This is a genomic window from Burkholderia sp. SRS-W-2-2016, assembly GCF_001931485.1.
Classification (GTDB): Bacteria; Pseudomonadota; Gammaproteobacteria; order Burkholderiales; family Burkholderiaceae; genus Paraburkholderia.
The window spans coordinates 219,593-244,356 of record NZ_MSDV01000023.1 but is presented as its reverse complement, the minus strand read 5'-3'; the positions used below and the strand labels follow the sequence as shown (position 1 = coordinate 244,356).

Below are 24,764 nucleotides of genomic sequence, written 5' to 3'. Positions count from 1 at the left end.
GTTGCAATGTTTTGTTGCGATGAATCGCCTCGACCACCCAAAGGGAAATAACAATATGACAATCCTTAAATCCGCCGAGCTCGACGAGGAGGATGCGGCAGTCGCGCCGAAACTCAACGTTTTCGGACAGATCGACGACCATGCGGGCGCCGCCGTTCTGGCGGAGCGGCCGCCGGTACAGGCCGAGCACGCGCATGAGGGCACAGCTCAAACGCCGTCGCGAACGAAGAAACTGAAGGAAGTCGCGAAGACATTGCTGCCGGACTCGCTATTCGTGAGTCTGTTGCATCACAAGTGCATTGGCCGTTACCCGAATCTGCTGCATCCGACGACGTTCAACGAAAAGATTCTCCAACGCAATCTGCACCCCGATCCTCGTTATATTCCGCTGACGGATAAGTTGCTGGTACGGGAATATATTGCCGACAAGATCGGCGAGCAGCATTTAATACCGCTTCTGTGCGCGCCGGATGCGTTCACGCGCGAAGTATTCGACGCGCTGCCCGATGCTTTCGTGATGAAGGCCAATCATGGCAGTACCTTTGTCGAAATCGTCAGAAACAGATCGGACACCTCGTTCGAAGAATTGAAAGCGCTTGCCGATAAGTGGCTGCAGACCGAGTTCTACTACGTCGCGCGCGAACGCCACTACCGGACCATCGAGCCGCGCATCTTCTTCGAACAGTTGCTGCTCGACCAGCGCGGCCAGATTCCGGCGGATTTCAAGCTGCACTGCTTCAACGGGTGTCCGGGCCAGCGGCCCACCATGTATCTGCTGGTGATTTCGGATCGCTTCGGCAATGCGACGCATGGCGACGTGTACGACGTCGACTGGAATCGCCTCGACATTCAAATCGGCCCCTATACGCGCAGCCCGGTGCCGGCGCCGCGCCCCCCGCATCTGGACAAGGTACTGGAGGTCGCCGGGCGGCTGTGCGAAGACTTCGACTATGTGCGTGTCGATCTGTACGCGCCGGACGACAAGGTCTATTTCGGCGAATTGACCTTCACACCCGGCGCGGGCGTGCTGCCGTTCAAACCGGACAGCATCGATTACGAGTGGGGCAAGCTGCTGACCTGAGCGTGCGCTGCCTGAGCTGCCTGCGCCGCCTGCACTGGCGTGCATTCGCAGGCAGCGCGGCGTGGTCATTCGTAGTGCTTTGAATCGGCCATCGATTCCGGCGTACCAATCTCGCGCGACTCAGGCCTGCGCGTTCACCAATGCCGCCGACTTGCGCGCGATATGTGGTTGCAGCATCGCAAAGCTCAACGCGCTGATCACCATCGCGACGATCATGAACAGGAAGCCGTCGTTGAACGAGCCGCTCGCCTTCACCAGATAGCCGACCACCAGCGGCGACGCCATCCCGCCGATCTGACCGCCGGTGTTGATCAGCCCCGCGAAACCGCCGCGCGCCTGCTCGGGCGAGAAGTGCGACACGAGACTCGCATACGGCGACAACATTCCGTACAGCAGAAACGCCGCAGCCGACAAACCGGCGAGACAGGTCATCACATCGTTGCAGGTGAAGGTCAGATATAGCGCGCACGCGGCGCCGACGCCGCCCGCCGCAACCAGCAGCGGACGCCGGCGATGCAGCGCGCCGCTGCCGAGCGTGCCGAACACCATCAGACCGAGAAAGCCGAACAGATACGGCACGGAAGCCGCGTAGCCCAGCGTCTTCAGATCGATATGCCGCTGGATCGCCAGATAGGTCGGCATCCAGCCGACGAAACCCCAGTAGCCGATATTGAACGTCAGATACGCGACGAACAGCAGCCACGTGGTCTTCTTCTGCAGAATCTCGCCCCATTGCCGGCGACGCTCCGCGCGCTCGACCCGCTCCGTCACGGCCGCGGCTTTTCTGCCCGGAATCAGCAACAGGATCAGCAGCGACACGAGCACGCCCGGCACCGAGAAGAAATAGAACACATGGCGCCACGTGCTGACGGTCAGCAGCATCACGACGACCGGCGCGACGAACGCGGGACCGAGTGCGAGCGCGCTCAACCATACGCTGTGCGCGCGGGCCGCCTCCTTGGTGCTGAAATTGTCCGACACCACTTTGTAGACGGCGGCGTTGCTCGAGCCTTCGGCAAGACCGAAACAGAAGCGCACCAGAATCAGCACGCCGACCGTCGACGCGAGGCCGGTCAGGCCGGTAAAGATCGAGAACAGTAGCGGCGCGCCGACCAGCATCGTCTTCGCGCCGAAGCGATCCGACAGCATCCCGCCGGGCAATTGCATCACCGCGTAGCCGACCGCGAACGCGCCGAAAATCAGGCCGATCTGACTCGCGTCGAGTTGCAGCGTTTTCATCATCGACGGCGCGGCGACCGAAATGCTGACCCGGTCGAGGTAGTTGACGAACTGCAGCAGCCAGGTCAATCCCAACAGTCTGTATCTGAGGCTCATTGTCTTCTCCATGCTGGGCCCGCTCTTTGCATCAGTAGCCGGGCCAGTCATTGTTATGTGATTACGCGTTGCGTTACGGCAGCGGGAATGCGTTCGTGTGTCTCCTCCGGATTCTTTTCATTCAGATTGCAATGGCGGCGGATCGGCGCACACGTTTGCGCGAGTTGCGACAGACGCACTCTGTGCCGCATGCGATTGCCGTGTCGCGACATATTCGTACTCCTCATATCGCCGCTCACTGTTTGCCCGTGCTGCAAACGCAGCCGGACCGCGCTCAGGCCGCCGACATCCGCACACCCTCCTGGGGCATGCCGGGTAAAGACAGAATCAGGTTCGCCGAATGCCACAGATGGCGTTTCATCGCGTCATAAGCGGCATCGCCATTGCCGGCCAGAATCGCCGCCGCGATGTCCTCATGCTCGGCGAGCGAATTGCGGATCAGCTGGTCGCTGCCGATGTTCTGGCGCAACTGGATCATGAAAACCGGTAACTGATATTTATCGATCAATTCGCCCAGCAGCGGATTACCGGAGATCCTGACGATCTCCTGATGAAACGCGCGGTTGTCGATAACGAATTGCTGAAACACCGGGCGCTCTTCGTGGCGGCGCCCTGCTTCGAGTACTTCGGTCAGAAGGCGGCGATTGTCGGCCTCGCCGATGTTTTGTGCGGCGAGTCGCGCGGCCTGCCCTTCGAGTGCTTCGCGAATCTGGAACACGTGGCGCACTTCCGCATGCGAGAGCTTGCGGACCACCGCGCCGCGATTGGGCACCACCTCGATCAGGCCGTCCGCTTCGAGGCGGCGAAACGCTTCGCGCAGCGAACCGCGGCTGATACCGAGTTCTTCGACCACGTCGCGCGAAATCAGGCGCTGGCCGGGCGCGAAACGTCCTTCGAGAATGCGGGTCTTGAGTTCTTCCGCAATGCGCTCGACGGTCTCGCCCGAGCGGCCAACGGTATCTGCGGGAAGAAAAGCGCGGGTATCGATTTGGGTTCTCCGGAAAGGCCACAGACACAGCGCCGCTTAAGGTCGGCAAAAGGCCATGAGCCAACCGCCAACCGCTCGCCGTCAGCGATAAGACCGCTGACTGGCCGCCGATACTACAGGACATTCCGGCAAAAGTGTATGACACTTTTCCCTGGCAAATCGCGTACGGCCCTTACAAAAACCCTACATCGACGACGCAAATGAATGGCTTTAATAGCCGAAGAAAAGAGAATGCGGCGCTCGACATCGCGGTGAATCGCGATGTCGAGGCATATATATGCGGGGAACTTGGACCGCGAGAAAGGAAGGCCCGAATGGCCCAAGCTGCAACCTGCTGACGGCTGTCAGGCCGGCGTCATCCCATTGGCCAGCTTCGCGCCGGAGGCCTCCGGCGAAACCAGAAAGGCCAGCAACGCCTGCGCCGCTTCGCGCTGACGCGCGAGCGTGCAGATCGCGGCGGTGAACACCGTGGTGGCTTGCACATCGGGCGGCAATTCGCCGAGTACCGCAATACCCGGCACGTGAATCAGTTCGCTCAACTGCTGAAAACCCAACGCAACGTCGCCACGCGCGACGAGCCCACCGACCGGCACACCCGGCGGCGCCTTCACGAGCCGCGGCGCAATCTGTTCGGCAATCCCCCAGCGCTCGAACAGCTTGAGCAGATGCGTGCCGCTCGGCCCGGTCGAATAACCGATGCTGCGCGCGCCGACCACCGCGTTGCGCAGCGCCGCTTCGCTGCCGATGTCCGGGCGCGCGCTACCGGCCGCCACCGCGACCGCGATGCCCGAACGCGCGACACCGACCCGGCTTGCCGGCTCGACACAGCCGGACACCACCAGCCGCTCGATCGCATCCGCCGCGAGCACGACGATGTCGAATACTTCGTCATCCTCAACGCGGCGCGCCGCATCGACGCCGCCGACCGATTCGATCGTCACCGCCTGACCGCTGCGCCGCTCGTACGCGGCAACGAGTTCGGCCAGCACCTGGCGGGTCGCCATCGACGAAATGCCGGTGATCGGCAGCGCCACGTGCTGCCCGTTCGTCAGCGCGACCACGGCCGTCAGTCCTTGTAACGCAGGCCGGCCTGCTCGAGCGTGCCGCGCATGTCGTACATGTCGAGACCGAGCACGCCGGAGGCGAGCTTCGCGCGCTTTGCCGCTTCGTTGGCTTCGCGCGCGGCCGCCTTTTCCAGCACTGCCGACGCCGCCGCGGCCGGCACCACGACCACGCCGTCGTCATCCGCGACGACCACGTCGCCCGGCGTGACCAGCGCGCCCGCGCAGACCACCGGAATATTCACCGAGCCGAGCGTCGCCTTGACCGTGCCCTTCGCGGAAATCGCCTTGCTCCACACCGGGAAATTCATCTCGGTCAGCACGCTGACGTCGCGCACGCCGGCGTCGATGATCAGCGCGTGCGCGCCGCGCGCCTTGAAGCTGGTCGCGAGCAGATCGCCGAAATAACCATCGGTGCAATCCGCGGTGACGCCCGCGACGACCACGTCGCCCGGGCGGATCTGTTCGGCCGCGACGTGCAGCATCCAGTTATCGCCCGGCTGCAGCAGCACGGTGACCGCGGTGCCGCTCGCGCGCGCGCCGACATAAATGGGCCGCATATACGGCTTCAGCAGGCCGGTGCGGCCCATCGCTTCGTGCACGGTGGCCGAACCGAGCGCGCCGAGTTTGGCGGCCACGTCCGCATCCGCGCGCTGGATGTTGCGATAAACGACTCCGAGTTCATACATGATTACAGCCCCTTCGCTTTGAGCATTGCATCGAGACGCGGATAAACGCGCCGCGCGTTGCCTTCATAAATCTTCTGACGATCTTCGGCCGCGACATGCGCCGCTTCGACATAGCGTTTCGTGTCGTCGAAATAGTGGCCCGTCTCCGGATCGATCCCGCGCACCGCGCCGATCATTTCGCTCGCGAACAGGATGTTGTCGACCGGAATCACCTTCGTCAGCAGATCGATACCCGGCTGATGATAGACACAGGTATCAAAGAACACGTTATTCAGCAAATGGTCTTTCAGCAGCGGCTTTTTCAGTTCCTGCGCAAGTCCGCGGAAACGGCCCCAGTGATACGGCACCGCGCCGCCGCCGTGCGGAATGATGAAACGCAGCGTCGGAAAATCGCGGAACAGGTCCGAGGTCAGGCATTGCATGAACGCGGTCGTATCCGCATTCAGATAATGCGAGCCGGTGGTGTGGAAGCACGCATTGCAACTCGTGCTCACGTGAATCATCGCCGGAATGTCGTACTCGACCATCTTCTCGTAGATCGGATACCACGAACGGTCGGACAGCGGCGGGCTGGTCCAGTGACCGCCGGACGGATCGGGATTCAGATTGATCGCGACATTGCCGTACTGCTCGACGCATTTGACGAGTTCGGGAATGCAGGTGGCCGGATCGACACCCGGACTTTGCGGCAGCATCGCGGCCGGCACGAAACGATCGGGGAACAGCTGGTTCACGCGATAGCACAGCTCGTTGCAGATCGCCGCCCACGTGCTCGAGACTTCGAAGTCGCCGATGTGATGCGCCATGAAGCTCGCGCGCGGGCTGAAGATCGTCAGATCGAGACCGCGTTCGCGCATCAGTTTCAGCTGGTTGCTTTCGATCGACTCGCGCAGCTCGTCGTCGCTGATCTGCAACTCCGAGACCTTCGGCATTTCGGACGGATTCCTGATGCCCGCGATCTGGCGGTTGCGCCACGTTTCCAGCGCTTTTGGCGCGGTCGTGTAGTGGCCGTGAATGTCGATGATCACCGTGATTCCTCAATAAATGATTTGCCCTGACGGCGCGCGCGGATTGCGCGCGCGCCGGATTTCTTATTGCGAGTTCGTTATTACGCGTGCATCAGTGCGCGGTATTCGGCTGCGCCGCCGACGCCACGTTGCTCACGCGCTGGCTCACCAGGATCGCGATCGCGGCGAGCGCGGCCGGAATCGCCAGCATCGCCAGAATCGCGCCGAATTGCCAGCCCAGACCGAGCAGCGCGCCGCCGATCGCCGAGCCGAAGATGCTGCCGAAACGGCCCATGCCGAGCATCCAGCTGACGCCGGTGGCCCGCGCGACGGTCGGATAACGGCCCGGCGCATACGCGTTCAGACCGGTCTGCGCGCCGCTCATGCAGAAGCCCGCGGCGAATACCAGCAGCGTAAGCGAAGACGACAGCGCGCCGATATAGCCGAGTGCGAGCACGCACAGCGCGCCGCCGACATACGCAGTACTGATCACCGGCGCCGGACGCGCCTTGTCCATGATCCAGCCGACCAGCACCGCGCCGATCGTGCCGCCGATCTGGAACATCGCGGTGACGTTCGCCGCGGTCGTGACCGTCAGACCCGCGTCCTTCATCAGCGTCGGCAGCCAGCCGGTCAGCAGGTAGATCACCAGCAGACCCATGAAATACGTGACCCACAGCGCAATCGTCATCGTGCTGTAGCCGTGCGAGAACAGCACGCCGATCGGCTTGCGGGTCGGCAGCGGCGGTTCGTTCGACACGAATACTTCGTCGCCGTTGAAACGCGCGCCGCACACGCGGCCGAGCACCGCGCCGACGCGTTGCGAAGACGCGCCGCGCACCGCCAGCAGACGGGCCGATTCAGGCAGCAGCCAGATCTGGAACGGAATCAGCACGAGCGGCAACGCGCCGCCGAAGATCAGCACCGAGCGCCAGCCATGCACCGGGATCAGCCAGCCAGCCACGAAACCGATCAATGCCGAGCCGAGATTGAAGCCGGTGAACATCACCGTGATCAGCAATGCACGCTTGCGCTGCGGCGCGTACTCGGACAGCAGCGTGGTCGAGTTCGGCATCGCGGCGCCGAGACCGATACCGGTCAGCAGACGCAGCACGGCCATTTGCAGCGGCGATTGCGTGAATGCGGTCGCGATCGTGAACACACCGAACAGAAACACCGACGTAATCAGCACCCACTTGCGGCCGATGCGGTCCGATGCCGGACCCGCGGTCAATGCGCCGATCACCAGACCGATCGGCGCCGCGCTCATCACGAGGCCGAATGCGGGACGCGAAATGGCCCAGTCGTGAATGATCGACGGCGCGACGAAACCCATGATCGCGACGTCCATCCCGTCGGCGGTCACGACCAGAAAGCACAGCGCCACCAGCAACCATTGGTACGCCGAAATAGGCCGTTCGTCGATGAACGCCTTGATATCAATTCTTTTACCGCTCGTGGTTCCACTCATTTGAATCTCCTGCCTCCATCACTGGTCTTATCGCGCGCTCGGAGCACGTAATTGCGCACTGCGTTCGTACTGCATCGATTCCGTAACCGTCGTGGCGACGGTCGCTCAGTTGCCTTCTTCAAGTAACTGGCGTGAAGGTACGTTTGCCGATTCGACTGCCAAAGCGCGGGTTAACCATAGGGCTGATGCGAGTATCCGCGTTTTTATGATTCCGCATAGCGTTCCCGCGCCCCGGCCAAACCACCGGGAGTCCCGCCCGACAAGCGTTTTAGCCCATCTATAAGGGGCCGAAAGCGGGCTTTACGACCGCTCGTTCGCACACCCTTCGATAAATAGAACTGATGACGCGGGAACGAAGTCGCATAGAACGGCCGCGCGGGTCATGCGGGAATAGAAAAAGCGGAATGACCGGGACAACGGTCATTCCGCTTTGGAGAAGAACCGGCCGCTGAAGGCCGGCTATTCGATCGGTTACAGCCGCCTGTTAACGCTTACGGCGCGGCCACGCCACGCGTGCTCGGCGTGTAGGTCGTGTAGAAGCTCGAGCCGGCCCACGTGCGCGACGCCGCGCTGTACAGCGGCGAGCCCTGCGTGTAATTCGCGCCGTCGTGCCAGTCGCCCGAACCGGTGTACTTCGCGACCGCCGGGAACGGATAGACCGGACGCGAAGCCGTCACGTTGTTCGATGCATCGGTTTGATACGTCATCACCGAATTCGGCGCCTTCGCCTGCTCGACCCAGTTGGTGACCGACGTCACGAGGTCGATGTTCGGGAAGCCTTCGCCGCCGCCGCAATGCGCGACGCCCGGCACCAGATAAAGACGCGCGAACTGATCGACGTTCGAATCGCCCATCGTCTTCTGCATTGCTTCGTAGTACTGGATCGTGAACAGCGGCGAAATGTGCTGGTCGGCCCAGCCGTGCCACAGAATCAGCTTGCCGCCGGCCGCCTGGAACGCGGACAGGTCCGGGCTCGTCGCATCGATGAACGGATGATTCGCCTTCAGATAGGTCGGGTAGAAGCTTGCATCCGTATAGCCGAAAGTGTCGATGGTCGGCATCGTCGGCGAACCGGTGAAGATCAGGTTGTAGGCGCCGGTCACGATCGAATAGCTGAACAGCTTCGTGACGGGCACCGGCGCGTCGGTCGAGTTCGTCGTCGGCACTTCGACGCCAACCCAGTTCGCTTCCGAACCGTATTGCGGCGAACCGGCCAGCATGTACTCGCCAGTGGTCGCATCGGTCGGACCGCTATAAATAGCCTTCGCGGTCGTCACTTCGGCAGCGGTCAGACAGCTGCTCGTGTCGGTCGCGTTGTTCGCGCACTGGATCGTGGCCGGATCGAAATGACAGGTACGCGGATCGGCGAGCAGACCATCGGCCGCGCCGCTGCCGCCGCCGCAAGCTGCCGCGACCGCCTTGTGCAGCAGCGTGGCTTTATCGGCGTACAGGATCGCATTGCCCGCGCTGGTGCCGGTCGTGCTTTGCGACTTCACGCTCCAGCCGTGATACAGCGAGTTCTGGATCTGGAAGTGCGCGGCCGGTGCGCCGGCGACGATACCGTTGTAGTCGGTCGGGTAACGTTGCGCGGCCATCAGCGCTTCACGGCCGCCGTCCGAACAGCCGATGAAGTACGAGTACTTCTGCTGCTGTCCGTAATAAGCCTTGATCAGCTTCTTCGCGGTGAGCGTCGTGATGTGCTGGCCGCGATACGCGAAGTCGGCCTGCTTCTGCGTGTCCGAACTCCACGTCTGATCGGAGCCGGTGTGGCCCATGTCGGTCGCCGCCGTCACGAAACCGCCCTTCTGCACCAGCGGGCATTGATACGTGAAGCTGAACGAGCTTTGCTGGGTCGGATCGCTCAGATTGCCGCACAGGCCGCCGCAACCGAGTTCCGCGAAACGCTGCGTCCACGTGCTGACCGGCAACGCGACTTCGAACGTATTCGACGGTGCGAGCGTGCCCTTCACGGTACAGAACGCAACGGTCGCGCCATTGATCGTCGCATTGGTCACGGTCGCGGACGTGATCGTGCTGCCCGCGCCGCCGATATCGGTGATATCGACCGCAGCGAGCTTCGCGCAATCGACGACCGGTTGCACGACCGACAGCGTCGGATAGGTAAGCGTGCCGCCACCGCCGCCACCACCGCATGCGGCGACGATCGCAGCGGTCGCGCACACGCCCGCCAGCGTCAGCAGCGAAACGGTACGGGTCCGGATGCGTGAGAGCAGATGGCGAGCATTCATGGTTCTCATGCCTGACCTCCTCTGTGCGTTGTTCCAGGCTGAGTGACAGCCGTGTTCTTCACCTTCATGGATTTACCTCTCCTCTTTGATATTTCGGCTCTTGGAAACGTCGTGGATCTCTTGATGGCGGCCATAGGGTTCGCGGTTTCGCGACGGCTCGTCTCGTTTTGCCGCGACGTTAACCATTCGGTGAACAGCGTGAAATCGCGGGTTAACCACAGGGAGCGACAGCGGAAACCAGGCGTGTGCGATGCCATGCGCATCTCGTAATTGCGCAAAGCGGTGTGCGCCACGCTTTGCTACAAGGACTTACGCGCGCCCGCCACAATCGATACCGGCGCGGCACGCAATCGCATATCACCGCGAGCGATAAATTTTTTAGATATGAAAAGTAAGAAAATGAAATGCGCTGCGCGGCGCTTATCGCGCCGGCCATTCCGGCAACGTCTTGACGTGTCGGACGCACACCCCGCGAAGTTGTGGCGTACACCCAACGCCACGCGAAATCGCGTTGCGAAGTAATGCACGAAGCTTTCTCTTTTATTTATCGCGACGCGTGTCGGAGAACTTCGATTTTTACAGAATTGCCGTTTAACTTTTACGAAAAACGCACAGCATCAAAACGTGACATAAAAATAAAACACTGGGTTTTCAACGCACTACAACGCATTCTCCGCGATCGCGCAGCATGCCGCCGCATTCGCTACTGCGCGTAAACCCCGCATTTTCGTCACCGCGTTCGCACACTCGATTGCCTTTTTCGCACGCTCCGCACCACTTCCTTACGAACATCGGGCTCGACTATATTGAGCCCCGTTCTGCAACCGGCCGCCTTTTTCCTGGCGATGGCCACGGCTACGCATGATCCGCGACCGGCATGGCTATGACACGCCGCCGCACTTCGCAGGACTAAATACAAAAGGAGATCATTACGATGAAGAAGACGCAAATCGCGCTCGCCATTCTCGCGAGTACCCTGATGGCAAGCGCGGCACATGCGCAAAGCAGCGTCACGCTGTTCGGCCTGATCGACACGGGCGTCACCTATGTGAGCAACCAGTCGGGCAAGAGCAACGTGAAGATGGACGACGGCGTCAACGGTCCGAATCTGTGGGGCATGAGAGGCGCCGAAGATCTCGGCGGCGGCACCAAGGCCATCTTCGAACTCGTCAACCAGTTTCAGGTGAACAATGGCTCGTTCATGCCGAATGCAAGCCTGTTCAGCCGCACCGCGCTCGTCGGTCTCACCAACGAACGCGCCGGTAAGATCACGCTCGGCAACCAGTACGACTTCATGACGGACGCGCTCTATTTCGGCGGCAACGACCCCGCCGAAATTTCGGGCCACTTCTATGCGTTCCGTGCCGGTCCGTTCAAGAAGCTCGCGCTGCCGAGCAATGCGACCGGCTCATTCGACTGGGACCGCATGGCAGGCGAGCGGATCTCCAACTCGGTCAAATACGTGACGCCGATCTTCAACGGCTTCAGCGCGGGTGCGATGTACGGCTTCGGCAACGTGGCGGGCTCGATCGGCGCCGGCAATTCGACCAGCTTCGCGCTCAATTACGCGGCGAATTCGTTCGGCGCGAACGCGGCCTACACGAACATCAAGTACTACACCGCGGGTTCGCCGCAGGTCAGCGTACGCAACTGGGGCGTCGGCGCGCATTACAAGTTCGGCGGGTGGTTCACCAATGCGCTGTTCACGACCGTGCACAACTCAGCAAACGGCGCTTCGGTCTACGAAGGTTCGGTCGGCGCGCAGTACCGGGTCACGCCGGCATTGGCAGCCGGTGCATCGTATATGTATATGAAGGGCAATTCGGTCGTCGACAACAATCACGCGCACCAGGCCGCGGCGATCCTCGACTACTCGCTGTCCAAGCGTACCGACGTCTATGTGCTCGGCGTGTATCAGCGCGCGAGCTCGGGCGGGCTCGCGCAGCTCAACGGGATGAACAGCGCGGACGGCGCATCGAGCGGTCAGACCCAGGCGGTCGCGCGCGTCGGCTTGCATACGCGGTTCTGAGTCGCGCATCGGCGCGAATCATCGCAGTACGCCGCGCGCCTCGCGCGGAACCACGCATGGCCTGAAGGGCGAGCCCGCCCCTCGGGCCATTTTTTATTTGCTCGCCGCGATCCATTCGTCTGCGGATTCGAGCCCCGGCCGGCGCCCTCGGCCAGGGAAATCACCGAGCGTCTCTTTCACAACTTTGCATACAATGTATTGGTCATCCTGCCGATACGCATCTTCCTGATCGTGAAAGACAACGTTTTGCATACAATGCAGCCTGCACCGGCCCGATCGCCGGACGACGTCTATCTCGCGATCAAACAGTCGCTCGCCGAGAACCGTTATGGCGCGGGCCAGTATCTGCGCGAAGAGCAACTGGCGAAAAGCCTCGGAGTCAGCCGCACGCCGGTGCGTGAAGCGCTGCGCCGGCTCGGCGCCGAAGGCTGGGTCGAGATCCGGCCGAACTATGGCGTGCGGGTCAAGGCGTGGTCGCTGCAGGACGCGCGCGAGATCTTCGAGGCGCGCCTGCTGATCGAGCCGTTTCTCGCCGGGCGCGCCGCGTTGAAGATCGGCAGCGCCGACATCGAGCGGCTCGGCGCGCTCGCCGCGCAGATGTCGGCGATCACGCTGCAGCCGTCCACCGCCGAAACCACCGAAGCGTGGTTCACCGCCAACGGCGAATTCCATTCGATCATCACGGCCGCCGCCGGCAACGCGCGGCTCGACCGCTCGTTGAAGTCGATGAAGGAAACCCCGCTGATCAAGTGGACGTTCGATTCCTACAACGACGAACACCGCGCGAGCAGCGCCCGCCAGCATGTCGAAATCGTGCAGGCGCTCGCGAACCGCAATGCCGCATGGGCCGAAGCGATTACCCGCTGCCATATCCTCGCCGCCGAAAAGGCCGTGCTCGACCGCTATCAACGCGAGCACCCGGAACCGTAGCCAGCGCTCGCGCGCGCCACGCTTTCAGCCATTACCGCAAGACCTCTCGTAGAACCCGCCACAGAACCAATCGTTGAACCACCCGCAGAATCTTTCGTAGAACTCATCGCAGCACACATCGAAGCACCACGAAATAGCCGTCCTATAACGACGCAGGAGACGTGAAATGCCGAGCACCGTGAACGCTGGTCCAAGACTGGACAGACTACCCATCTCCGGTTTTCACCGGCGCATCCTCTGGCTGATCGGCGGGGGCATGTTCCTCGATTCGTTCGATATCTATCTGGCCGGCGGCGTGCTCGGCGCGCTCGCGAAGACCGGCTGGTCGACGATGCAACTGAATGCGGCGTTCCTGTCGTCGACCTTCGTGGGTATGCTGCTGGGCGCGTTCACCGCCGGTCTGCTCGGCGATGCGAAAGGTCGTAAGTTCACCTATCAGTTCAATCTGGCGATCTTCGGCCTCGCATCGATCGCCGGCGCGCTCGCGCCGAACATGACGTGGCTGATCGTCTGCCGCTTTTTCATGGGCCTCGGACTAGGCGCGGAAATCGTCGTCGGTTATGGCTCGGTCGGCGAATTCATTCCGCCCGCGGTGCGCGGCAAGTGGTCCGCGTATCTGTCGCTGATCACGAATTCGGCGCTGTTCTTCTCGACCTTCCTCGGCTACCTGATCATTCCGACGATCGGCTGGCGCGCGATGTTCGCGATCGTCGGCGCCGGCGCGCTGATCATGTGGGTGATCCGCAAGAAGATGCCCGAATCGCCGCGCTGGCTCGAATCGAAAGGACGCTATGCGGAAGCGGATGCGATTCTGCACGCGGCCGAAGCCGAATCGGCTAAAGCTCAACCATTGCCGCCGTTCACGCCGGTGTCCGAGTCGGCGGCGGGCGTACGCGCAACCACGCTGCTCGACCTGTTCAAAGGCTCGCAGATTCGCCGCATGCTGCTCGCGGTCACCGTGCAGATCGGCGTGAACGTGGTGATCTACGGCTTCATCGTCTGGGTGCCGACCTTCCTGATGAAGCAGGGCTTCGGGATGGCGTCGTCGCTCGGTTATACGACGCTGATGTCGCTCGGCGGCCCGGCCGGCGCATTTGCCGGCGTGCTGATCGCCGACAGGATCGGCCGCAAGAACGGCCTGATCGCGGTCGCCGCGCTCGCCGCGGTGGTCGGCTGGCTGTACGGACATTCGACCACTGTCGCGATGGCCACCGCGCTCGGTTTCATGCTGTTCACGCTGACCTATCTGATGGTCGCGCTCGGCATCGCCACCTATATCCCCGAGCTGTTCGCCACCGAAAACCGCATGCGCGCGAACGGCATTGCCGGTTGCGCGGGACGCATCGCCGGCATTCTCGCGCCGCAACTGGTGGTCGTGATGTATGCGACCGGCGGCGTGCGCGACGTGCTGTCGGTGATCGTAGGCGTACTCGCCGTGATGGCCGCGGTGCTCGCGATCTTCGGCATCGAAACCAATCAACGCTCGCTCGAAGCGATCGCGCCGCCGGACACGCTCGACCCCGCTGCCGACCTCGCCCGCGCGGGCGCCGCGCCGGAGTCGCGTCATTGAAACTTCGTTTAAAACATCATTGAAGCCGCATCGTCTCGAGCCGTCTTCTCCATTCAACCCGATTCACCGACATCAAACGGAACCAGCATGAACGCACAGAACAAACGCCAGCAACTGAAGGCCCGTCTCGCGCAGAAAGAGATCGTCACCGCGCCCGGCATCTTCGATCAGATCTCCGCGAAGATGGCCGATTCGATGAACTTCGAATGTTTGTATATGACCGGCTTCGGCACGGTCGCGTCGTATCTCGGCCTGCCCGATGCGGGACTCGCTACGTACACCGATATGGTCGACCGGGTCGGCGCATTCTGCGGCGCGACTAATACGCCGATGATCTGCGACGGCGACACCGGCTACGGCGGCCTGCTCAACGTCGCGCACACGGTGCGCGGTTATGAACGCGCGGGCGCCGCCGGCATTCAGCTCGAAGACCAGGAGTTTCCGAAGAAATGCGGGCACACGCCGGGCCGCAAGGTGATCGCGCTCGACGACATGGTGAAGAAGATCAAGGTCGCGGCAGAAACGCGCGACGACCCGAATTTCCAGATCGTCGCCCGCACCGACGCTCGCACTTCGCTGGGACTCGACGAAGCATTGCGGCGCGGCGAAGCGTTCGCGAAAGCCGGCGCCGACGTGCTGTTCATCGAATCGCCGGAGACCGTCGAGGAACTGGAAACGATCGCACGCACGTTCGATACGCCGCTGCTCGTCAATATCGTCGAAGGCGGCCGCACACCGCAACTGACGCCGGCCGAACTGCAGAAACTCGGCTTTTCGATTGCGATTTATCCGGCCTCGGGCTTTCTCGCGGTGGCCAAAGCACTGCAGCAGATCTACGGCGAAATCAAGGCGCAGCGCGGCACCACGGGTGCTGAGCAAGCCATGTACCCGTTCGCCGAAATGTGCAAGCTGATGGGCTTCCCCGCAGTGTGGCAGTTCGACCGTGAGCACGCCGAATGAACCGGCGCTAACAAAATTTCACGTTATTCACCCCACCAGATCGCGTAGCATAGCGGGGCATTTTGCTGCGAGCGCATGCGCTCGCATTCAACCTATCTGCGGAGGATCTGAAGATGAGTATTTTCGGCGACATCGTTCACAAGCTGTTCGGCAAAGCCAAGCCGGACCAACCTGCCCCCGCTGCTGAACCGACTCCCGACCCGGCCGCCGCGCAAGCCGCCGCACCGGCAGCCGCGCCGCTCGCCGACGTCGACGTCGCCGCGGTGATGGATCAGCTCGTCAGCGAAAGCGGTCAGACGCTGAACTGGCGCACCTCGATCGTCGACACGATGAAGGCGCTCGGCGTGGACAGCAGCCTCGAGCATCGCAAGCAGCTTGCGAAGGAACTGAAGTACAGCGGGGATATGAACGACTCCGCCAGCATGAACATCTGGCTGCACAAGCAGGTGATGCAGGCACTCGCGGCAAACGGCGGCAAGCTGCCGGCGGATCTGGCCAGCTAAGCTCGCTAACCGGGGCGGCTAACTACTCTGATTACTCCGATTAGTTAGCTAACCTGGTAAAGCCGCGCGCGGCGAAGCAATTCGCCGTTCACGCGCGGTTGCCCGCGGCAAAGGCGGCGCAACCGCAAAGACGACCGCTGGCAATCATTACTCACTTTTATGTTTCATTTGAGTAATGATTGCCAGCGGTCGTGCGTTTACCGTCGCCCCGCGTGATCTACGAGAGCGACGATGGCGACAGTCGAACTAATTCCAGTAACCGGCACCCGGGCTATTGCGCCGCAGTGAGCTTGAGTCCCGGCCGCAATGGCTGAGGCGCTTCCTGTGGACCTTTGCGTTCGTCCGAGACCTGTTCGATGCCCTTTCTTGTGACTTCTTCGAGAAAGGTCAGGCGGGCCCGATAGTAGTCGGCGCGTAGCTGGGCGTCGAGCACCAGCTGTTCGGCCTGAAACAGTTCCATGCGCAGGTTGTTCAGCGCGCGCTCGGCCTGTTTCTCGGGAGTAGGAGCATGTTGTGAAGCCCAGTTAGCCAGCCACCTCATCATGGTGAAGCCCTCCTTGAGTTCGATGCTCAACTAGCAGACAGGCTATCAAATTCCGCAACGGGCGTGTGTTAATTCGTTTCAGCCGTTGCTTATTGTGCAAGTCATGGTGGGGCAACGCACAATCGCGTGTTAGCGGCGCCACAGCCGCGCCGCCGCGCGAGCAGAAAAAAGCCCGCGCAAAGGCGGGCGAATTCCACTCTCGGTCGACACGTGTCATCACGATGACACGCGCAAAGCTTAGCGTTCCTACAGGGTCGGCGTCAGTGGGCTGACGATCAGTTCGGCGCGATTCGACCCGTGCGATTCAAACTGGATGACACAATCGGCGACGTTGTTCCAGTTCTGAGTTCAGCTCTGAGTTCAGCTTTGACCCAGATGCAATGCGCCGACATTGTTCGCAATCGCCCGCGAAAATTGCGCGACCTGGCGGCCCTGTTCGATCAGATCCATCGCCAGCCGGAACGTCACCACGTCCGTCTTGTCCGTCAGTTGCAGCTTGGCCAGCACGACCTGGCGCGCGGTGGCCGCCAGCTTGTCGATGCTGGCCTTCGCGTCGACCACTTTCGCGACTTCTTCCGGGTCCGGTTGCTCGATCGTGCGGATCGCCTGCTCGAGGTTGCGCAGCACCGCGTCGGTGAACGCGGTGGTCGCCGGTTCGCGCAGGCGCAGCAGATCGACCGGCTGGTTCATCCGCTGCTGGCCGACCGACATCAGCGTGACGCCGACAATGCCGCTAATGCTTTCGAGGTTGCTCGCCACCTGCGTATAGCCGACCATCTGCTGGCCCTCTTCCTCCGAGTGCTGCACCTGCGAAAGCTGACCGATGTAGTGGAAGATTTCGAACGCGAGCCGGTCGGTTTCCTTGTCCTGATCGAGCATCCGGTTGATCTCTTCCATCGTGCCGTTCGACACCATCTGCGAGCCGCGCTGCACGATGTCGAACACCTGTTCGCCGAGCCGGGTCAATTCCATCCGCACGCGCTGCAAGCCGAGCGCGGGCACCGTCAACGACGAGTCGTCGAGATACTGCGGATCGCCCGGGCGTTTGGCGGCCTGCGCGCGCTTTGGCACCACCCATTGCGCGAAACGCGCGATCGGGTCGGTGAACCAGATCATCAGGAGCGTGCCCGCCACGCTGAACAGCGTATGCACATTGGCGACCTGACGCGGCGCTTCGGCCGCGAGACGCGCGACGCCTTGCAGTTCCGGATACGACGGCGAGACCCAGCGCACGAACTCCGCCATTTGCGGAATCAGGAACAGCGCGATCACGACGCCGACCACGTTGAACACCAGATGCACGATGCCGACCTGCACCGCCTCCGCGGTCTTGCCGATCGATGCGAGCAACGCGGTGCCGCAAGTGCCGACATTCGCGCCGAGAATCAGCGTAATGGCGGCTTCGAGCGGCATCAGGCCCTGCCCGCTCAACGCGATCACGACCGCCAGCGTCGCCGCCGAGCTTTGCACGATCGCGGTGAAGATCGCCCCGGCGATCACGCCGAACAGCGGATTGCGCATGTCCTGCATCGCGTCGATAAACGGCTGGTACGTGCGCAGCGGATGGGTGGACTCGCCCATCAGCTGGATGCCGAGGAACAGCAGCCCGAGCCCCAACACGACGCGGCCGATCTCGCGCAACAGTTCGCGCCCGCCGAACGCATGCAGCACGAAGCCGATCGCGAGCATGTACGGGGTGAGCCGCGACACGTCGAACGCGATGATCTGCGCGGTGATGGTCGAGCCGATGTTCGCGCCCATGATCATCGGCACCGACTGCGTCAGCGTCATCAGGCCGGCGGATACGAAGCCGACCATCAGCACCGTGGTAATCGTCGACGAGTTCAGCAACGCGGTCACGGCGGCGCCCGCCAATACGCCGCGAAAGCGGTTCGCGGTCAGCACGCCGATCAGCGACTGCAGTCTCGATCCCGCGATTGCCTTCAGCCCGCCGGTCAAAAACTCCAGACCGAGCAGGAACAGCGCGAGGCCGCCGATCAACAGCCCGAAGATGCCGAGCAGGTTCATGCCGACCGGGTCGATGTCTGCCAGATATTCAGTCATCCTGTTTTGCCTTTGTTCTGATGACGCGAATCCACCAACGAACGCTGGGCGGCGCGAGGCCGGTTCCGACGTCCACGCAATGTGTTCTTTCGTGCTTCCTGTCGTGCCGCTGTGCTTCTCTTGTGTTTGAGGCAGCTACTTAACGCCGGAGTGAGGCGTTGGTGGATGATTGTACTCAGGCGAGGAATAAGGCGGCAGAAGCCCGAGAGCCACAGAACATGCGGCGCGCATCGTAATACGCAATCAGCGAGCGGTAAGCTCGCCCCATCTCGCCGCTTCGCAGTTAACCCCTAGGTAAAAATGCCCATCGTCCCACCCGCTGACGGCTGCCAATAATAGCTCCATCCTCCAGACAAACTTGCTCTACTCACCCCAAAAAGAAGGAGGAATTATGGCAAATCGCATTGCCTACGTAACCGGCGGCATGGGCGGTATCGGTACCGCTATCTGCCAGCGCCTGCACAAGGAAAACTACACGGTCGTCGCGGGCTGCGGTCCGAACTCGGCGCGCAAAGCCCGATGGCTGGAAGAACAGAAAGCGCTCGGCTATAACTTCATCGCCTCGGAAGGCAACGTCGCGGATTGGGAATCCACCGTGAAAGCCTTCGACAAGGTCAAGAAAGAAGTCGGCGAAATCGACGTGCTGGTCAATAACGCGGGTATCACGCGCGACGGTGTATTCCGCAAGATGACCCGCGAAGACTGGCAAGCGGTGATCGACACCAACCTCACGAGCCTGTTCAACGTGACCAAGCAGGTCATCGACGGCATGGTCGAGCGAGGCTTCGGGCGCATCGTCAACATCTCGTCGGTGAACGGTCAGAAAGGCCAGTTCGGCCAGACCAACTACTCGACCGCGAAGGCCGGCCTTCACGGCTTCACGATGGCGCTCGCGCAGGAAGTGGCGACCAAGAACGTGACGGTCAATACCGTGTCGCCGGGCTATATCGGCACCGATATGGTCAAGGCGATCCGCCCGGAAGTACTGGAGAAAATCGTCGCGACGATTCCGGTTCGCCGCCTCGGCACGCCGGACGAAATTGCGTCGATCGTTGCGTGGATCTCGTCGGATCAGGCAGGCTTCGCAACGGGAGCGGACTTCTCGCTCAACGGCGGTCTGCATATGGGCTAACGGTAACGGCGCCGCGCAACGCGCGGCGCACACGTTCACCGTGATGGCGTTTCAGGTTCCGTGATGGTGCCGCGGTCCGGCGCGAGCCGGCCGCGTCAGTAAGCTTATGGCCAGAAAAGCAAGCCCTCCTCGCGACACTCGCGCGAAGTCGCCGCGGCCCCGCTCGAAAGCGATGCTGCGGCCTATCGTGCCCGCCAAAGCAGGCGAAATCTCGCTCGACTATCACATGACGCTCGAAGCATTGCGCAGCGGCGTCGGCAGTCAATATCACGTCGGCAGCATGGCGCAGGCCATTTATATGGCAATGCTGCTCAATCAGCGCGGCTATGGCACGGCCGTCCCCGAACTCTTTCGCGACGCGGAGAGCGTGATTCTGCGCTGCCGGCAAAGCGGTCTCGACACCGGTATCTGCGTGGTCGACAACGATGCATACGCGCTACTCGGCGAAGTACTCACGCTATTCGATCAGCAACTCGCGGCGGCGCCGGTGCAGGAACTGATCGCGATCAACGCGAAGCTGAAAACGATTTTCAATGCGGCTAATGCGCAGCGAGAAGGCAAGGAGAACAGCGCTTCGTAGCGCGCGCCGCTAATGCCGGTTACTTATGCAATGCGCTGCGCACACTCGTTACGTCGTTGCGTGTAACGGGGCCGGCTGTATTTCCCCAGGTATTCCGAACGAAAGTCAGGACACGCGCCATTTCGGTGTCGGTCAGCTTGCCGGCGAACGACGGCATCTTGCGCGACTCCGGTCCCGTCTGCGTATGCGCACTGCCTCCTCCTTCCACCAGCAGCCGCACCAGCGACTCGCTCGACGCGGACAACACCGCCGGATTGCCCGCGAGCCGCGGATATTTATTCGGCACGCCGCCGCCATCCATCTGATGACAACGCGCGCAAAACGATGCGTAGATGCCGGCGCCGGGCCGTTCCACATCGCCGGTCTTTAATGCTTGCGCGGTTTGCCGCGCGGCCTCCGAGCGCGCATTGAAATAGCCGCTCGGCGCGCGCGGCGGCAGACTCTTCAGATAGCCGGCAATCGCGTCGAGGTCGGCGTCGCTCAGGTACTGCGTGCTGTCTTCGACGACCTGCACCATGCTGCCGAACGCGACCAGGCCGCCGCCGTGACCCTGTTTCAGGAATGCGGCGATCTCGGCGGCGGAAATGCGGTTCAGTCCCGAGCCGGGATCGCCGGTCAGGTTCGGTGCGAACCAGTGATCGTTGGTGCCGCCGGTTAAATAGGTCGAGCTTGTTTCGTTGTATCCGCGCTCTTCGTACGCGGGTCCGCGCGGCGTGTGGCACGCGCCGCAATGGCCGAGCGATTGCACGAGATAGGCGCCGCGATTCCATTGCGCGTCGCGTTTGTCGTCGGGTTGGTACACGCCTTTCGGCGCGAAGGCCCAGGCCCAGAACGTCAGCACCCAGCGTTGGTTGAACGGGAACGGCAGCTGCGTTTGCGGCGCGGGCTCGGCGACCGGCTTTACGCCGTGCATGAAGTACGCGTAGAGCGCGTGCATGTCGTCGTCGTTGATCTTCGCGAACGATGGGAACGGCATCGCCGGATAGAGCCGTTTGCCGTCTGCGGCGATGCCGTCGCGTAGCGCTCGCGCGAACTCGTCGTAGGTGTAGCGGCCGATCCCGTAGCGCGCATCGGGCGTGATGTTCGACGTGTAGATCGTGCCTAATGGCGAGCCCATGCCGAGTCCGCCTGCGAATGGCGGTGTGGCGAGCGGCTTCGCACCCGGATACGGTACGCGCGGCGCGGCGGTGTGGCAGCCGGCGCAATCGGCGGCTTTCGCGAGGTAGGCGCCGCGGGCGATCTGGGCGGTGTCGGGGGTGGCGGTGGTGGCCGGTACGCTGGACGTGCTGGACGTGCTGGAAATGCTGGAAGTGACTGACGCGGCTGAAGCACCGTCCAGCGCGGCATTCGCCTCGCTTATCCACGCCCATGTGCACGCAGCCATCACCGCGAGTGCCAACGCCACCACCGCGCCGCCCCACCCGTTGCAGCGCGCCAGAATCGCATCAAACACCCTCTCTTTCACCTTAGCCTTCATCACCACCACCTACACGGCGACACAATCGCAACCGCGATATCCGTCGCGATCAGCGCGAACAGAAACAACCCGCTGCTCATCGCCGCGACATGCACGATGAACCAGTCGAGTTCCGCGCGCGTGCGCCGCTCGCCGCCCAGCGCGCCCCACTTCAGCGGCGCGATCCGGCGCAGATTGCGCACCGCGACCCACGTACCGAACGCGCCCGCCAGCAGACACAACACGCTGACGGCGATCAGCAGCGGATGCATCCACCACACGATCGGCGCGCCGAGCGGATGGTTGTACGGATAACAGGTTTGCGCGGCCACCGCCTCTGTGATCATCATCTGCACCAGCCACGCGAACGGCGCGGCCAGCAGCGCGATCAGTACATAGCGCAGCGCGACGCGCGTGCCCGACTGCGTCGTCATGACAGCGCCCGAAACAGATAAGGCGTCAGATACAGCGTGCTGAAAATAAACAGCCAGACGATATCGACGAAGTGCCAGTAAAGCCCGCCGATCGACAACGCCGCGCAGCGTTTATCGTCGAAATAGCCGAGCGCGGTCCAGATCAGCAGCAGCGTCAGCACGACGATCCCAACCGCGACGTGCGCGATGTGAAAGCCGGTAATCGTGAAGTACAGCGAACCGTACAGATGGGACGTGAGGTTGTACGGATGGTTGTGCCATTCGCGCAGCTGGATACCCATAAAGATGCAGCCGAGCACAATGCCGACCGCCATCGACGCAACAGCCCAGCGCAATCTCTTGCGCCGCACGCATTGTTCGCAGCCCCACACGAACACGCTGCTGCTGAGCAGAATCACCGTATTCACGCTGCCCAGGCCAAGCTTCGGCAATCCTTCCGGCGGCCAATGCTGCTGGCTTTGCGACGCCAGATACAGATACGAGAAGATCAGATAGCCGAACAACGCCCCTTCGGTCGCGATCAGCGTGAAGCAGCCCCACCAGCCGCTCGAACGCTCGCCCGCGCTGCCCACCGGCAACGGCCGCGGGGCGTAGATCGGCTCCGGCGCGGGTGAATCGAAATCGACTGCGTCGCTCATCTCAGCCTCCCGCGTCTTCGACCGTGACCGGCTCGCGCTGGATCAACGCGCGCTCGGGCCACAGCCACGCGATGATCGACACCGCGCAACCGGCCAGCATCGCGCCGGCGAAAACCCACGCGGTCAGCGCCAGTGCCGCGAACAGCAGTGCCGCGAACAGCGCGAGCCAGAACGGCGCGTAGGAATCCTCAGGCATCTTGAGGATGATGTCGGGGCTCGCTTCGAGCGGCGTGGTGCCCATCGCTTCACGCCCTTGCGCGAGCAGATAGCCGTCGCGCAGTTGCGAACGGGTGTGCACGCTCACATCCGGCTCTTCGATGCGGCCCTCCCACAACGGATGGCGGCTCGCGACCGTCGGCACGACCGCGAAGTTATACGGCGGCGGCGGTGAGCTGACCGACCACTCGAGCGTCGGCGCATCCCACGGATTGTCGCCGGCGATCTTGCCGCGTTTCAGGCTCACCGCGATATCGATCAGAAACAGCAGCACGCCGGCCGCGAACAGAAACGAGCCGAGCGACGTGATCAGGTTGACCGAATTCCAGCCCATGTCGGCCGGATAGGTGTACATGCGGCGCGGCATGCCGAGCAGTCCGGCGATATGCATCGGAAAGAACGCGATATTGAAGCCCACGAACAGCACCCAGAACGCGAGCTTGCCGAGCCGCTCGTTGGTCATCCGGCCGGAAAACTTAGGAAACCAGAAGTAAATACCGCCGATCACCGGAAACACGTTGATGCCGAGCAGCACGTAATGCAGATGCGCGACGACGAAGTACGTGTCGGTCAGTTGCCAGTCGAACGGCACCGCGGCGGTCATCACGCCGGACACGCCGCCGATCACGAACAGCAGCACGAAGCCCGCGAAAAACAGGAACGGCACGCGATACACCGGCCGCCCGGTCCAGATCGTCGCGATCCACGCGAACGTCGCGACCGCGCTCGGCACCGCGATCACCATGCTGGCCGCGCCGAAGAACGACAACGCGAGCGCGGGAATGCCAGTCGCGAACATATGGTGAATCCACACCGCGAAGCCGACCACCATTGTCGCGACCGTCGACAGCGCGACCGGCCCATAGCCGACCAACGGCCGCCGGCAGAACACCGGCAAAGCATCGGAGACGATCCCCATCGCCGGCAGCACCACCACGTAGACCCACGGGTGCGCGAAGATCCAGAACAGGTGCTGCCATAGCAGCGGCCGGCCGCTATTCAGGACGTCGAAGAAGTGCGTGCCGATGCGGCGATCCATCCACAGCATCAAAAACGCGAGGCTCACCGACGGCACCGCGAACAGATTGCCGGCCGACGCGGTCAGCGTGCCCCACACCAGCACCGGCACGCGGTCGAGCGACATGCCCGGCGCGCGCATGCGCAGCAACGTGACGACGAAGTTCATCGCGCCGACCGTCGTCGAAATGCCGAGCAGCACCATGCCGAGCGCGTACACGTCGATGTTCGGCCCGGTGCTGTATTGCAGACCCGACAACGGCACGTAGTTGAACCAGCCGGCGTCCGGCGCCTGCCCGCCCGGGAAACTCGCGTACAGAAAGATGCCGGCGAACAGAAACACCCAGTACGACAGCGCGTTCAGACGCGGAAACGCCATGTCGCGCGCACCGAGCACGAGCGGCCACAAATAGTTCGAGAAGCCCGACAGCACCGGCGACGCGTACAGGAAGATCATCGTCACGCCGTGCATCGTGAACAGCTGGTTGTACTGCTCCGGCGTCAGCACGGTCGCGTTCGGGCGCGCCAACTGAATCCGCATGAGCAGCGCTTCGACGCCGCCCATCAGCAGGAATACGAACGCGGTCACCAGATAGCGCAGGCCGATCGCCTTGTGATCGACCGTCGAGAACCAGCCGCGCCAGCCCGGCGCCGTCTCCCAGATTTCGCGCAAACGCTTTTCCTGCTCGCTGCCGGGTTCGACGCGGCCGCGCTCCGGGATGCGTTGCAGTGCGGGCGGAGAAACAGGTGGCGAAGCGGGCAGCGGATGATCGGACATCGAACGGGACTCCATACGTGCGGTGCGGTGTG

At 62.4% G+C, this 24,764-nt stretch carries 21 protein-coding genes; 8 read left to right on the top strand and 13 right to left on the bottom strand.

Annotated features, from left to right (window positions below; all coding sequences use genetic code 11):
- The first annotated feature begins 55 nt into the window (after positions 1 to 55).
- Positions 56 to 1,081, top strand: coding sequence for an ATP-grasp fold amidoligase family protein (locus tag BTH42_RS11850; RefSeq protein ID WP_075299358.1), 1,026 nt, complete (start codon positions 56 to 58; stop codon positions 1,079 to 1,081).
- 120 nt (positions 1,082 to 1,201) lie between these two features.
- Here BTH42_RS11850 and BTH42_RS11845 read toward each other — a convergent pair whose 3' ends face one another.
- The 7 genes from BTH42_RS11845 to BTH42_RS11815 form a co-directional block, all read right to left on the bottom strand.
- Positions 1,202 to 2,416, bottom strand: a complete 1,215-nt coding sequence (locus BTH42_RS11845; RefSeq protein WP_178392151.1) for an MFS transporter — start codon at positions 2,414 to 2,416, stop codon at positions 1,202 to 1,204.
- 274 nt (positions 2,417 to 2,690) lie between these two features.
- On the bottom strand, positions 2,691 to 3,341 hold the full coding sequence (locus BTH42_RS35800; RefSeq protein ID WP_256701987.1) for a GntR family transcriptional regulator: 651 nt from the start codon (positions 3,339 to 3,341) through the stop codon (positions 2,691 to 2,693).
- A 407-nt stretch (positions 3,342 to 3,748) separates the two neighbouring features.
- Entirely contained in the window at positions 3,749 to 4,465 is a 717-nt protein-coding gene (locus tag BTH42_RS11835) for a substrate-binding domain-containing protein (protein ID WP_372237260.1), read from the bottom strand.
- A 5-nt stretch (positions 4,466 to 4,470) separates the two neighbouring features.
- Positions 4,471 to 5,154: a 4-carboxy-4-hydroxy-2-oxoadipate aldolase/oxaloacetate decarboxylase gene (ligK, locus tag BTH42_RS11830; RefSeq protein WP_075299352.1), complete on the bottom strand. Its 684-nt coding sequence runs from the start codon at positions 5,152 to 5,154 to the stop codon at positions 4,471 to 4,473.
- Between the two features lie 2 nt (positions 5,155 to 5,156).
- Entirely contained in the window at positions 5,157 to 6,182 is a 1,026-nt protein-coding gene (locus BTH42_RS11825) for an amidohydrolase family protein (RefSeq protein WP_075299350.1), read from the bottom strand.
- A 91-nt stretch (positions 6,183 to 6,273) separates the two neighbouring features.
- Positions 6,274 to 7,632 (bottom strand): aromatic acid/H+ symport family MFS transporter, encoded by a 1,359-nt coding sequence (locus BTH42_RS11820; protein WP_075299348.1) that lies wholly within the window; start codon positions 7,630 to 7,632, stop codon positions 6,274 to 6,276.
- A gap of 491 nt (positions 7,633 to 8,123) precedes the next feature.
- Positions 8,124 to 9,890: a tannase/feruloyl esterase family alpha/beta hydrolase gene (locus BTH42_RS11815; protein ID WP_083654753.1), complete on the bottom strand. Its 1,767-nt coding sequence runs from the start codon at positions 9,888 to 9,890 to the stop codon at positions 8,124 to 8,126.
- Between the two features lie 925 nt (positions 9,891 to 10,815).
- On the opposite strand from BTH42_RS11815, the gene BTH42_RS11805 reads away from it, so the two are divergent.
- The 5 genes from BTH42_RS11805 (at position 10,816) to BTH42_RS11785 (ending at position 15,873) form a co-directional block, all read left to right on the top strand.
- A complete protein-coding gene (locus BTH42_RS11805) occupies positions 10,816 to 11,910 on the top strand; it encodes a porin (protein ID WP_075299344.1) in 1,095 nt (364 codons plus the stop codon).
- A 255-nt stretch (positions 11,911 to 12,165) separates the two neighbouring features.
- Positions 12,166 to 12,840 (top strand): GntR family transcriptional regulator, encoded by a 675-nt coding sequence (locus tag BTH42_RS11800; protein WP_075299469.1) that lies wholly within the window; start codon positions 12,166 to 12,168, stop codon positions 12,838 to 12,840.
- A gap of 166 nt (positions 12,841 to 13,006) precedes the next feature.
- Positions 13,007 to 14,410 (top strand): MFS transporter, encoded by a 1,404-nt coding sequence (locus tag BTH42_RS11795; protein WP_075299342.1) that lies wholly within the window; start codon positions 13,007 to 13,009, stop codon positions 14,408 to 14,410.
- Positions 14,411 to 14,497: 87 nt separating this feature from the next.
- Positions 14,498 to 15,370: an oxaloacetate decarboxylase gene (locus tag BTH42_RS11790; RefSeq protein ID WP_075299340.1), complete on the top strand. Its 873-nt coding sequence runs from the start codon at positions 14,498 to 14,500 to the stop codon at positions 15,368 to 15,370.
- 113 nt (positions 15,371 to 15,483) lie between these two features.
- Positions 15,484 to 15,873, top strand: a complete 390-nt coding sequence (locus BTH42_RS11785) for a DUF3597 domain-containing protein (protein ID WP_075299467.1) — start codon at positions 15,484 to 15,486, stop codon at positions 15,871 to 15,873.
- Between the two features lie 271 nt (positions 15,874 to 16,144).
- Here BTH42_RS11785 and BTH42_RS11780 read toward each other — a convergent pair whose 3' ends face one another.
- Both BTH42_RS11780 and BTH42_RS11775 read right to left on the bottom strand, forming a co-directional pair.
- Positions 16,145 to 16,417, bottom strand: coding sequence for a hypothetical protein (locus BTH42_RS11780; protein WP_075299339.1), 273 nt, complete (start codon positions 16,415 to 16,417; stop codon positions 16,145 to 16,147).
- A gap of 360 nt (positions 16,418 to 16,777) precedes the next feature.
- Positions 16,778 to 18,481, bottom strand: a complete 1,704-nt coding sequence (locus BTH42_RS11775; protein WP_075299337.1) for a Na/Pi cotransporter family protein — start codon at positions 18,479 to 18,481, stop codon at positions 16,778 to 16,780.
- Between the two features lie 391 nt (positions 18,482 to 18,872).
- Here BTH42_RS11775 and BTH42_RS11770 point away from each other — a divergent pair, with 391 nt between their 5' ends.
- Both BTH42_RS11770 and BTH42_RS11765 read left to right on the top strand, forming a co-directional pair.
- Entirely contained in the window at positions 18,873 to 19,613 is a 741-nt protein-coding gene (locus BTH42_RS11770) for a 3-ketoacyl-ACP reductase (protein WP_075299326.1), read from the top strand.
- 172 nt (positions 19,614 to 19,785) lie between these two features.
- Positions 19,786 to 20,193 carry a Fis family transcriptional regulator gene (locus tag BTH42_RS11765; RefSeq protein ID WP_075299324.1) on the top strand — a complete coding sequence of 136 codons (408 nt, stop codon included), beginning with the start codon at positions 19,786 to 19,788 and terminating at the stop codon, positions 20,191 to 20,193.
- 19 nt (positions 20,194 to 20,212) lie between these two features.
- Here the strand turns inward: BTH42_RS11765 and BTH42_RS11760 are convergent, their stop codons facing one another.
- From BTH42_RS11760 to ctaD, 4 genes are all read right to left on the bottom strand, one after another.
- Positions 20,213 to 21,577, bottom strand: a complete 1,365-nt coding sequence (locus BTH42_RS11760; protein ID WP_075299465.1) for a cytochrome c — start codon at positions 21,575 to 21,577, stop codon at positions 20,213 to 20,215.
- A 92-nt stretch (positions 21,578 to 21,669) separates the two neighbouring features.
- On the bottom strand, positions 21,670 to 22,083 hold the full coding sequence (locus BTH42_RS11755; RefSeq protein WP_075299323.1) for a hypothetical protein: 414 nt from the start codon (positions 22,081 to 22,083) through the stop codon (positions 21,670 to 21,672).
- Positions 22,080 to 22,721, bottom strand: a complete 642-nt coding sequence (locus tag BTH42_RS11750) for a cytochrome c oxidase subunit 3 (protein WP_075299321.1) — start codon at positions 22,719 to 22,721, stop codon at positions 22,080 to 22,082. Before BTH42_RS11750 ends, BTH42_RS11755 begins: the two co-directional genes overlap by 4 nt.
- A 1-nt stretch (position 22,722) precedes the next feature.
- Entirely contained in the window at positions 22,723 to 24,732 is a 2,010-nt protein-coding gene (gene ctaD / locus BTH42_RS11745; RefSeq protein ID WP_075299319.1) for a cytochrome c oxidase subunit I, read from the bottom strand.
- Positions 24,733 to 24,764 lie beyond the last annotated feature (32 nt).

What these genes read in the sequence shown, in the direction of transcription:
- BTH42_RS11755 (WP_075299323.1), bottom strand. Translation starts at nt 22,083, where the DNA reads ATGACGACGCAGTCGGGCACGCGCGTCGCGCTGCGCTATGTACTGATC.
- BTH42_RS11785 (WP_075299467.1), top strand. Translation starts at nt 15,484, where the DNA reads ATGAGTATTTTCGGCGACATCGTTCACAAGCTGTTCGGCAAAGCCAAG.
- BTH42_RS11750 (WP_075299321.1), bottom strand. Translation starts at nt 22,721, where the DNA reads ATGAGCGACGCAGTCGATTTCGATTCACCCGCGCCGGAGCCGATCTAC.
- BTH42_RS11845 (WP_178392151.1), bottom strand. Translation starts at nt 2,416, where the DNA reads ATGAGCCTCAGATACAGACTGTTGGGATTGACCTGGCTGCTGCAGTTC.
- BTH42_RS11850 (WP_075299358.1), top strand. Translation starts at nt 56, where the DNA reads ATGACAATCCTTAAATCCGCCGAGCTCGACGAGGAGGATGCGGCAGTC.
- ctaD (WP_075299319.1), bottom strand. Translation starts at nt 24,732, where the DNA reads ATGTCCGATCATCCGCTGCCCGCTTCGCCACCTGTTTCTCCGCCCGCA.
- BTH42_RS11765 (WP_075299324.1), top strand. Translation starts at nt 19,786, where the DNA reads ATGCTGCGGCCTATCGTGCCCGCCAAAGCAGGCGAAATCTCGCTCGAC.
- BTH42_RS11760 (WP_075299465.1), bottom strand. Translation starts at nt 21,577, where the DNA reads ATGGCTGCGTGCACATGGGCGTGGATAAGCGAGGCGAATGCCGCGCTG.
- BTH42_RS11800 (WP_075299469.1), top strand. Translation starts at nt 12,166, where the DNA reads ATGCAGCCTGCACCGGCCCGATCGCCGGACGACGTCTATCTCGCGATC.
- BTH42_RS11780 (WP_075299339.1), bottom strand. Translation starts at nt 16,417, where the DNA reads ATGATGAGGTGGCTGGCTAACTGGGCTTCACAACATGCTCCTACTCCC.
- BTH42_RS11770 (WP_075299326.1), top strand. Translation starts at nt 18,873, where the DNA reads ATGGCAAATCGCATTGCCTACGTAACCGGCGGCATGGGCGGTATCGGT.
- BTH42_RS11820 (WP_075299348.1), bottom strand. Translation starts at nt 7,632, where the DNA reads ATGAGTGGAACCACGAGCGGTAAAAGAATTGATATCAAGGCGTTCATC.
- BTH42_RS11775 (WP_075299337.1), bottom strand. Translation starts at nt 18,481, where the DNA reads ATGACTGAATATCTGGCAGACATCGACCCGGTCGGCATGAACCTGCTC.
- BTH42_RS11815 (WP_083654753.1), bottom strand. Translation starts at nt 9,890, where the DNA reads ATGAGAACCATGAATGCTCGCCATCTGCTCTCACGCATCCGGACCCGT.
- BTH42_RS11795 (WP_075299342.1), top strand. Translation starts at nt 13,007, where the DNA reads ATGCCGAGCACCGTGAACGCTGGTCCAAGACTGGACAGACTACCCATC.
- BTH42_RS11790 (WP_075299340.1), top strand. Translation starts at nt 14,498, where the DNA reads ATGAACGCACAGAACAAACGCCAGCAACTGAAGGCCCGTCTCGCGCAG.
- ligK (WP_075299352.1), bottom strand. Translation starts at nt 5,154, where the DNA reads ATGTATGAACTCGGAGTCGTTTATCGCAACATCCAGCGCGCGGATGCG.
- BTH42_RS11805 (WP_075299344.1), top strand. Translation starts at nt 10,816, where the DNA reads ATGAAGAAGACGCAAATCGCGCTCGCCATTCTCGCGAGTACCCTGATG.